General features: G+C 43.7%; 5 protein-coding genes and 1 rRNA gene. 1 reads left to right on the top strand and 5 read right to left on the bottom strand.

The genetic code is table 11. The features are described 5' to 3' along the window. Positions 1-90, top strand: a 5S ribosomal RNA gene (rrf, locus tag V7L01_RS35450); the annotation flags it as partial. A 294-nt stretch (positions 91-384) separates the two neighbouring features. Here the strand turns inward: rrf and V7L01_RS12070 are convergent. The 5 genes from V7L01_RS12070 to glgX all read right to left on the bottom strand — a co-directional run bounded on the left by V7L01_RS12070 (position 385) and on the right by glgX (position 9,320). Next, on the bottom strand, positions 385-1,560 hold the full coding sequence (locus tag V7L01_RS12070; protein ID WP_335034979.1) for a low temperature requirement protein A: 1,176 nt from the start codon (positions 1,558-1,560) through the stop codon (positions 385-387). A gap of 16 nt (positions 1,561-1,576) precedes the next feature. Then, positions 1,577-3,034, bottom strand: a complete 1,458-nt coding sequence (locus V7L01_RS12065; RefSeq protein ID WP_335034977.1) for an ATP-binding protein — start codon at positions 3,032-3,034, stop codon at positions 1,577-1,579. A gap of 2 nt (positions 3,035-3,036) precedes the next feature. Then, positions 3,037-4,698: an FAD-dependent oxidoreductase gene (locus V7L01_RS12060; protein ID WP_335034975.1), complete on the bottom strand. Its 1,662-nt coding sequence runs from the start codon at positions 4,696-4,698 to the stop codon at positions 3,037-3,039. Positions 4,699-4,990: 292 nt separating this feature from the next. After that, the gene (locus V7L01_RS12055) at positions 4,991-7,162 is read right to left on the bottom strand and encodes an AGE family epimerase/isomerase (protein ID WP_335034973.1); all 2,172 of its coding nucleotides are present in this window, start codon (positions 7,160-7,162) and stop codon (positions 4,991-4,993) included. Next, positions 7,155-9,320, bottom strand: a complete 2,166-nt coding sequence (gene glgX, locus V7L01_RS12050) for a glycogen debranching protein GlgX (RefSeq protein ID WP_335034971.1) — start codon at positions 9,318-9,320, stop codon at positions 7,155-7,157. The genes V7L01_RS12055 and glgX overlap by 8 nt, the downstream gene beginning before the upstream one ends. Positions 9,321-9,993: the final 673 nt, after the last annotated feature.

The raw sequence follows: 9,993 nt of genomic DNA, 5'->3' as shown, positions 1-9,993 counted from the left end.
ACTGAACCCTTCCCGAACTCAGAGGTGAAACGCTGCTGCGGCCACGATAGTTTAGGGGTAGCCCTACGCAAAAATAGCTCGATGCCAGGTTTTATAATTCTAAAAATCCTCCTCACGATCGTTTGAGGAGGATTTTGTTTAGCTTATAATATGGCTTAATATTTAGCGCTTAAGCCATATATGATTAATAGACATCTCCGAAAACTATCAAAGCTTTGCTGTGGCTAGCTTATAAGATGTAGATGCAAACATCAAAAGCTAGCTAATCAATACGATAAAATAAGGCATAGAGTTTGGTTGATGAGCGAGTAAACAGCGGAGCGATCGCACAATAAAAGTTACCCCAATAGCTAGAGATGGAATGCCAAAGATCCCAAATGGGTTCTATGAAAAACTACTAACCTGACGCAGATCGAGGATAATTTGAACAGCACCAACCACAGCTATAAGCCCAATCAACTCCATAGCAGACAAACCCGCACCAGCTACAGCGAGAATCAAAATAACAGCTGCTGCCAGAAAGCGATACCCCGCCCGGACTTTGCAGCGTAGTCTCGTATCAGTGCTTATACCAGTAAGATAGATAATTCCAAGAATAAAAAAGCACATTGCCAAGCTAACGCAAATAAGCCAGCGTTCAGCAGACGCCAGTACCAGACCTGTATCACTTGCCAGGGCGTGCTCCACCCCAACTCCGGTAGCGGCAATACCAATCACCAAAGGTAAATGCATATGGACCCAAGTCTGATAAGCTCTTATATGTTGGCAGGCACGAGCAGCCTGGATTGCTGAACCGCCAAGATTGTCAAAATACAGCCACCACAAACTAAAAGCAATACTCAAGCCAAACACGGCAGTACATGCTGATGAGAAATTCCACTGCTGCTGCGCGACACCATTAATTACCCCTAAGACTGTCTCGCCTAACACAATTAAGGTAAATAAGCCAAAACGCTCAGGCAAGTGTGAAGCATGGGGAGCCAGTTCCACATGCACGGATTTTCCTGCTGTCAATACTATTCCAAATTCTACTGTCAGCGCTAAGATCCAAAACCAAAATCGCAGTGGCATCGGTACAAATGCGGACACCAGCCAAACCAATGCCCCTAGCCCAGAACTGCTCGCGATTCGGGTCGTTAGTGGTCGTGCTGTAACTATATGCTTTCCAGCACGTAACAGTTCGACGACGAGCAACATCCGAACAACAGCGTAGGAAAGGGCGAAACCAACTGAACTTTTACCTAACCCATCGTGTATGTTCACTGCTAGTGCCGCCACTGCAAGCATCTGTAAGGCGGTCAGGAGTCGGTGTCCCAAATCATCAGTATCAAATAGATTGGCGTAGAATGTAGCGCCAATCCAAGACCACCAAATCGGCACAAAGAGCAGCAGAAAGCCAAGGAAGCCCGATAGTGAGATATCCCGATTGAGATTATGAGCAAGCTCCGAAATCGCAACCACGAAAAATAGATCGAAAAAGAGTTCTAACCACGTCGCGTGCCGTTCTTCTTCCTTACCTTGACTAATACGTAACTCAGGAGATTTCAACCATTTATTCATCCCACACACTCCTAAATCAACTGTGGATAAATTGCATAGTATTATCGGATGGGATAAATTCGTATTGATGGCATTCAGATATTGTTTCAGGCAAAGATATGGGCAGAATAACCTGAAAACGGGTGTTTCCTGGTTCGGAGAACAAGCGGATCTCGCCTTTATGCTTTTCAACAATTCGGTAACTAATGACTAGACCTAAACCTGTTCCCTGACCTACCCCCTTAGTGGTAAAGAATGGCTCGAATATCCGCTCTTGGATCTCTAGCGAAATGGCTGGGCCGTTGTTGGCAATTTCTACGAGCACACAGTTATTTTCTCGTGCTGTGCGAATCCTGATTTGTCCTTGTCCACTCATTGCATCGATCGCATTGTCAATCAAATTCGTCCATACCTGGTTGAGTTCGCTACCATACACTGAGATTAGTGGTAGGCTCCGGTCATAATCGCGCGTTAGAGTAATGCCGCTCTTGAGCTTATGACCGAGAATAGTTAATGTACTTTCAAGCCCTTGGTGTATATCCACCTCCTGCATCGGTGCCCGATCCATATAGGAGTACTCTTTAATAGCTTTGACTAGTTCGGAAATGCGCCCCGAACTTTGGTCAATTTCGTCCAATAGCTCAATTCCTGTGAGTGTGGCCTCAAGCCAAGCTAGAACTTCAGCGAGTGATTCTGGGGGTAAATACTCCACAATAGTATCTAGGGATTGAGTATCTACTCCTCCCCGAACTAAGGAAGAAACAATTTTCCAGCCATCAGGCACGTTGTGTAAATCCAACCAGGCTGTTACCTCTTGCTCGCGATCGCTCTGCGCTAGTAAATCTTCTAAGTCGCAGCGTGTTTCGGCACGTACAATTACTGAGTGCAGCAAGTTGTCAAGAAACAGGAGTTGTTCTTTTGTCATCTGCCTGTGATTGAGTTTAAGTCCCAGGTAGGGCAATTGTTGAAAGATTTTGTGCAAGTGCTTTCCACCTCGGACAACGGCTGTTGCTGGGTTGTTCAACTCGTGGGCCAGCCCAGCTGCTAAAGTACCCAGTGCAATTAGCTTTTGGTGGTGTTGTGACATAGATTCCAACATTTGCACCCGTTGCGCCGTGATGATTAAAAGGTCGCGTGTAATCGACGGACAGGTTGTCAGCATTTGCCAAAACGTATCTGTGTCCCATTTCAACATATAAGTTGGTTTCACAGCACGCACGTTAACGAGATAGTGAGGAACATCTAATAGAATCAGCTCGTGACCTGTATATGTACCAGGGCCAAAACTCATTATGTGTCTTTCTACATTGCCGACCTGTTTTCTAAACTCAATCTCGCCTTCTATCAGCACGTAGAAATTCTCTATTGGTTCTCCCTCAAGGGCTATGTATTCTCCTGGAACCAGCCATAATTGATGGCCGTGTTCAAACAACCATTGGAATTGCTCATCTGTCAATTGTGCAAAAAGTGACACTTGACGCAAGGCATTTAACATAATTACACCTTACTTAAATATTGATGAATAAACTGGATAGCGATCGCACCCTCTCCAACGCCAGAAGCAACTCGTTTCACAGAGCCATTACGCACATCTCCAGCCACAAATATGCCTGGTACGCTGGATTCAAGCAGGAAGGGTTGGCGATCCAGTTTCCATGCTTTTGAACATCGTTTATTAGGTATCAAGCTTGGCCCGGTTAAAATAAACCCTTGTTCGTCTCTTTCCACAACCCCACCCAGCCAATCAGTGTGGGGCTTTGCACCAATTAAAACGAACAGCAACTTTGTGGGAATGGTTTCTTGTTCGTGGGTTTTAGTGTTAGCAAGCGTAATTGCCTCTAAGCTAGTCTGGCCATGAACCTCAATGATGTGGGAGTGAAACCGTACTGTAATATTGTCTGTTGCTAAAATTTGGTCTATCAAGTACTTTGACATACTTGTAGCCAGTGAGTTGCCGCGTACCAACATAGTCACATTACGGGCGTACTTAGAAATGTACACCGCAGCCTGCCCGGCTGAGTTAGCTCCGCCAACTAGATAAACATCTTCATTTTGGCAAGAAAGTGCTTCGGTCATTGCCGCACCGTAGTAGACACCGGCCCCAGTCACATTCTCAATCCCAGGTACATCCAGCTTGCGGTATGAGACACCTGTTGCAATCAGCAGTGCGTAACAGCTAAATTCTGCCCCATCTTTCAGCTTGATGATCCGATAAGAATCTTGCAAGCGAATCTCAATTACCTCTTGAGGCGAGAGAATCTCAACCCCGAATCGTTTAGCTTGAGTAACGGCGCGGCGAGCTAATTCCGATCCAGCAATTCCTTGGGGAAAGCCTAAATAGTTCTCGATCCGGGAACTCGTCCCTGCTTGACCCCCTGGAGCCTCTTTTTCAATCAATACTGTGCGTAGACCTTCAGAAGCTCCATAGACTGCTGCTGCTAAACCAGCTGGGCCAGCCCCCACGATCGCCAAATCGTAAAAGGGCATTTGGGCCTGCATCTTCAACCCGATTTTTTCAGCAATTTCGGCGTGCGTTGGCTGTGTCAGATACGAACCGTCAGAGCAAACTACTAGTGGCAAATCTGCGGTATTGCATTGAGCATAAGTAACCCACTGACGCGCTTCTTCCTCTACCTCAATGTCCAACCACTGATAAGGCATATAGTTGCGGGCCAAGAAGTCCTTAATGTGATGACTCTTGGGCGACCAACGGGAGCCAATAACGCGGATACCTTCAAAGGGTGGGCGGTATGACGAAATCCAATCGTCTAATAAATCGCTAAGAACTGGGTACAGAAGCTCTTGTGGCGGCTCCCAGGGTTTGAGAAGATAGTAATCAATCTTTGCTGTATTTATCGCAGAGATAGCAGCATCGGTGTCTGCATAAGCTGTTAATAAAACTCGTTTTGCAGACGGGAAAATTTCCATAGCCTGTTCAAGGAACTGCACGCCCGACATTTGTGGCATCCGCTGGTCTACCACACAGAGGGCAACTGTCTCGTTACGTAATTTTACTTGTTGCAGTACTCTCAAAGCATTTGCACCTGAGTCGGCTCGTAGTACCCGAAAGCGATCGCCATACTCATATCGGAGATCTCGCTCTATTACTCGTAGAACTCCGGGGTCATCGTCAACAGTCAATAGTACAGGATTAACCAAAATAACTCCTTTCTAGGGATGATATTTGTAATTATTTAACTAGCCACAAAGCCTGTATTTTTAGTATAAAATAATATGCTTAAAGATTAAGGGAGGCTAAGTGTACTGGGGAAGTTTTTCTTTCCCACCACCCCCCGCGCTCCCTGTTCCCTTTACTCCTTTTAACAAATAACTTTCCTTAATCGAACTGTATTGAGGGTAGTCCTAACAGCTTTCGATAAACCGCAGTTCTGTTGTTGGAACTATGTATCTCTTATCTAATTAGGACTACTACAATGTCTTTTAACGCAACTTAGACACTTGCCAACTGAACAGTTTCATACTCATCCAAAACGGTTACACTGTCGCAAAATGCACTCATCATCAGGAATTGTTTCACATTTTCTGGTGCGCCGACTATGTAGAGTTCAACATCAGAACCCAGCTTTTGCTTGGCGAAAATCAGAGAGCGTAGACCAGCAGTAGTAATACATTCCAGGTCTTGTAGTAGTAAGACCAGACGATTGATTGGCTGTGCTGTAGCTTTAGCGATCGCTTCCTGAAAATGTACCACACCATTAGCATCCAATAACCCAGTTAAGGAGATTTTGGCAATACCATTATTGACTTCTAACAGGGTTGCGTCGAAAGATACTTGAGTCGGAAGAAGTCTGACTCTAACTTTCAGATCCTCTTGAGTAACTGGCAGTTTGACTGTTAGGTTTGTAGCATCAAAATCGGCATACCTTTGGCCATCGATCCATACATCGCCAATCCGCACACTGCCTGGTGGCAAGATATCTGGTGCAACTCGCAGGATGTTGTCTTTAAAGCCACCTGGTTTTGGTTTAAAGTACAAATCCATTGGCTGTTTAGTAATCAGCAAATTCGTATAAACGCAAGATAAGTAGGCCAATTCAAACGAGTGGTAACCGCTCATTGAGTGGCTCCCCTTGCCTCGTTCTGTTCCTAGCAAGTAGGGAATCCCATTTGACAGAACATTGAAGTAGATACCCCCAGCGACGTAATCGAGGAACCAAGCATTATAGAAAGCTGCCGCTTCACGGGCTTGGCGTTGATACTCAGGTTTATCAAGTGAGCCATTCAATATCAGGTAGGCTAAGATAGCTTGTTCTTGTTGCCACCAAGCTTTCCGGTTATGCCAGACAAAGCGGTGTACCTCTTGCCCTGGTTTTAAGGTGCGTTCGACTACATCGTACCACCCTCCACGCTGTTGGTCGCTACCGACTGCTGGCATGATTTCTGCAATCTTTTCTGCCAGAGTCACATAGTTTTCTTTTGGTTTCAGGTGGTTCATCCGCATTAAGTTCCAAGCAATTTTCAGGTTATGACCTACAACTGCTCGATTTTGCTGCCATCCCCAAGTTGTATCGTGAGTCCAGTCCTCATAAAAACGTTCTTGAACAAATGGGCTATGGTCATAATCTGGGAACCGCTTCTCAATGGTGTCGAAGGTGTACTCCAAGAAGTTTGCGTATTCTTCTTTGCCAGTCGCTAGCCAAAGATTGATCAAATAAGCTGGGGCATGGTCGCCTACAGAGTTCCAGTTCTTCTTGGCGCGATTGTGGCCTAGAGTCTGAGAGTGGGGACTGAGAGTAATCGGATCGATGTGAGAGAAAAATCCTCCTTTCTCTGTTTTGTCCAAGAAATACTTGTCAAACAGATTAATCGTCAACTCGATATCTTTGATGATGCGCGGATCGCCTGTTATCCGATAGGTTTGGGTGGGGCCAGCCAGGGCATAAATTTGCTCGTAAGCTGGAATAGCATCATAATCATCCCCAAATTCTGAGGAGAATATTTTCTGCTCGCTACCACCTGGTTTCACATCAACAGCATGATACCAATAGCAAATTCCTTCGCCTTCATCGAGAAAACGCATGTGTTGGCGGAGGTATTCAGTGCCTTTTTCCGCAGCTTCAAGATAGCGATCGTCCCCAGTCATCATATAGGCTGTGGCAAAACCGTAAACTAGACGAGAAATCGTGTCAGTTTCCTGACGAGTACTATCTTCTTTGGAACCAACTAAACCGATACCGGTGCGATATTTTCGATAATCAATTTCGCCATCTTCAAACTGGGCCTTGAGGTAAAAATCGCCAAGACTTCGTATCTGCTTGACCCACCAATCTGGTCTTTCAAAAAGATACTCGTTTTCTGTTCTACCCAGAAAAACTATGTGTTTAGCTTCAAACTTTTGCTCGCCTGCTTCAGGATAAAAAATGCCATATGCGAAAAGATAGCAATTTGGAACCAGCAGCGAACTTATTTGGCTAGTGCAATCAAAGAAAGGTTCATCTAAATTGCGTACTAGTTCAGCATAGGTCATTGAGGTCAATGCTACTTCAAATTTCCTGCCATCTGAAGTTTTGAGATCAAAAGTACCAGAATCTCCTTTACTTGAATCAAAAGCGGTAACATACCCAGCAATCAAATCCGAAAATGAAAAGTCTATATTACTCATTGAATTCGCTCCTGATTGGAAATTCATTAACTGGAAACCATTTGGAAACTAAAACAACAACGCTACGCTCTTTAACAAGATAGGCATTAGCTGAAACTACAGTTTCTTCGCCTGGTTCGGCAATATCCATCGGAGAAGGAAGAGCAGTATCTACGACTCTGCACCATTTTCTACCTTTAATAGAAGGAATTTCAAAGTCGAGGTCTTCCCAGTACATGTTGAGCATCACATGAATATCCGCTTCTCCTTCAAAGCCTCCGAGGGTAAATGCGAGAACTCTGGCATGAGAGTCGTGCCAACCTGGTTTGAACAACTTACAGCCATGCCAAGCAATGTCTGCTAAACCGCGCTCGTTAACTTCACCAGTGAAAAAATTACTCCGGCGTAAGGCAGAATGGCAGTAACACTTGCGGAAATTAATCATCAGTTTGAAGAACCTGAAAATATCAGCATTCTTTTCTGCAAGATTCCAATCTAACCAACTAATTTCGTTATCTTGGCAGTAAGCGTTGTTGTTACCCTTTTGAGTCCGTCTGATTTCATCACCAGCCACAACCATTGGTACGCCTTGGGAGAGCATGAGAATGGCTGCAAAATTCTTAATCTGTCGGCGGCGTAATCCATCAATTAGTGGATTGTCTGTTTCTCCTTCAACTCCACAATTCCAACTTAAATTGTCATTGATGCCATCCCGATTGTTTTCACCATTCGCTTCATTGTGCTTGTAGTTGTACGAAACTAAATCATTGAGGGTAAATCCATCATGACAGCTAATAAAGTTGATGCTGTTAATCGGTAAATGTCTGCTCGATTGATAAAGGTCAGAACTTCCAGCAATGCGCCAAGCAACTGCCCCAACCATTCCTGCATCTCCTTTGACAAAGCGGCGGATGTCATCTCGAAAACGTCCGTTCCATTCTGCCCAACGATATCCAGGGAAATCGCCAATTTGATAAAGCCCACCGGCATCCCAAGCCTCGGCAATGATTTTGGTGTCAGCTAGTGTTTCGGATGTTTCAATCTGCCAAATCACCGGCGGATGGATCATTGGTACTCCCTCTTGGCTGCGAGATAGGATGGAGGCTTCATCAAAACGGAAACCATCGACATGCATCTCTTTCACCCAAAATTCCAGACAATCTACAATTAACTTTTCTACTATGGGATGGTTGCAGTTGACGGTATTGCCACACCCGGAGTAGTCCATGTAGTACTGCTTATCCCAAGGCACTAGGTGATAAAAGATATCATTAAAAAGACCTTTGAAGCTGATGGTTGGGCCTTCATGATTGCCTTCATCGGTATGATTAAAGACTACATCTAGAATGACTTCAATCCCTTCTTTATGTAAAGCCTTGACCAAATCTCGAAACTCTCTGATATGATTCCCGACATCAGGAAAAGCACAATATGAAGCTTCTGGAGCAAAGTAACTGTGGGGGTTGTATCCCCAATAGTCTTTTAGTTCCTTACCGTTGACTTCTCGGAGAATATTCTTTTCGTCAAAGTCAAATATTGGCAACAGTTCAACAGCTGTGATTCCTAACTCTTTTAGGTAAGGAATTTTCTCGATAATTCCATGAAAAGTGCCGGGGTGTTTGCAATCTGAAGAAGGCGAACTGGTAAATCCGCCAACATGTACCTCATAAATGATGGTGTCACTCATCGAGCGGTTGAGCGGGCGATCGCCTTCCCAGTCATAATCAGATATATCAATAACTACACTACGCATAGATGTAGTTAGGTTGTCTTTTGTCCCTAAAGCATCGTTGCGTTGCCAAAGAGTGTTGGTGTTTCCTCTAGCATAAGGGTCAAGCAGTACCTTATTTTTATTAAAGCGGTGTCCTGCTCCGTGTAAATCAGGATTACCATTAACTCGATAAGCATAGTGAGCGCCCGGTTTTAACCCTCTCACATAAACATGCCAAAAGTGGAAGGTTTTATTGAACTTTGGGTTTAACTTAATAATTTGCGTTGGCTGCGGAGCGTCATCCCGATCGAACAATAAGAGTTCGACAGAGGTAGCATGTTCTGAAAAGATGGAAAAGTTTACTCCATCTTTGTTTGGTACCGCACCGAAAGGATGCGAACATCCCGATTCTAATTGGTAATCAGGTATTTCTAGTTCAACCTGATATCTATCTGTAGTTAAAGTCATTCTTTCTCTCTCTGTTATTATGGAATTTAACTGATAGGTTATTTAGCACACTTTTAGTCATCAATAAATTATTAATGGTATTTTTAGCAATTCATTAATGGCTAAAGTTGTGTTAATTTTCCCCTTAATTATTGACTACAAAATTTCCCAGAAGTAGGATTACTATTTGTAATACCTACTCATCCATTTAGCCAGTACTTACTGAATCAAAACTTCGCAACTAAAGTGTAAATTTTAAATCTATTCATTCCGGTAATTTCTTGCCTATTAAGGAGTTTATATAAATTAACTTTAAAGAACAACTAATATAGATACAAGGGTTTAAATTTTGGGTGAAGTTTGTATTCTTTTGATATGTAAATAAGTAAGCAAGAATATTTTAAACTATTTAAGATATCTAAATGGTAGGATGCGTTCGCTCAAGCTAACGCATCCAGTGTTGATTTTATATACGATGTAGAAGGTTAACGAGAAGTTTATGTAAGTTACAACAAAAAAATTTATCTGCTTTGGAAAGTTAATAATCCATCACCGTGGTTAATAAATGAATTGGGAAAGTTCACGCATTTTGAAAATTAGTGATTTCATTTCGATTTAAATGCTTGTCATTGCGAGCGGAGCGTGGCAATCTCAAAAGCTTGCGATCGCTACCCTTCTCCTGACGGAGACGCTA

It is taken from the genome of Nostoc sp. (assembly GCF_036917095.1).
Taxonomy (GTDB): domain Bacteria; phylum Cyanobacteriota; class Cyanobacteriia; order Cyanobacteriales; family Nostocaceae; genus Nostoc.
Note: the sequence above shows the minus strand (reverse complement) of the source record. Positions and strands in the feature narration are given on the sequence as shown.

Coding starts and splice junctions, on each gene's coding strand:
- glgX (WP_335034971.1), bottom strand. CDS start 9,320: ATGACTTTAACTACAGATAGATATCAGGTTGAACTAGAAATACCTGAT.
- V7L01_RS12065 (WP_335034977.1), bottom strand. CDS start 3,034: ATGTTAAATGCCTTGCGTCAAGTGTCACTTTTTGCACAATTGACAGAT.
- V7L01_RS12055 (WP_335034973.1), bottom strand. CDS start 7,162: ATGAGTAATATAGACTTTTCATTTTCGGATTTGATTGCTGGGTATGTT.
- V7L01_RS12070 (WP_335034979.1), bottom strand. CDS start 1,560: ATGAATAAATGGTTGAAATCTCCTGAGTTACGTATTAGTCAAGGTAAG.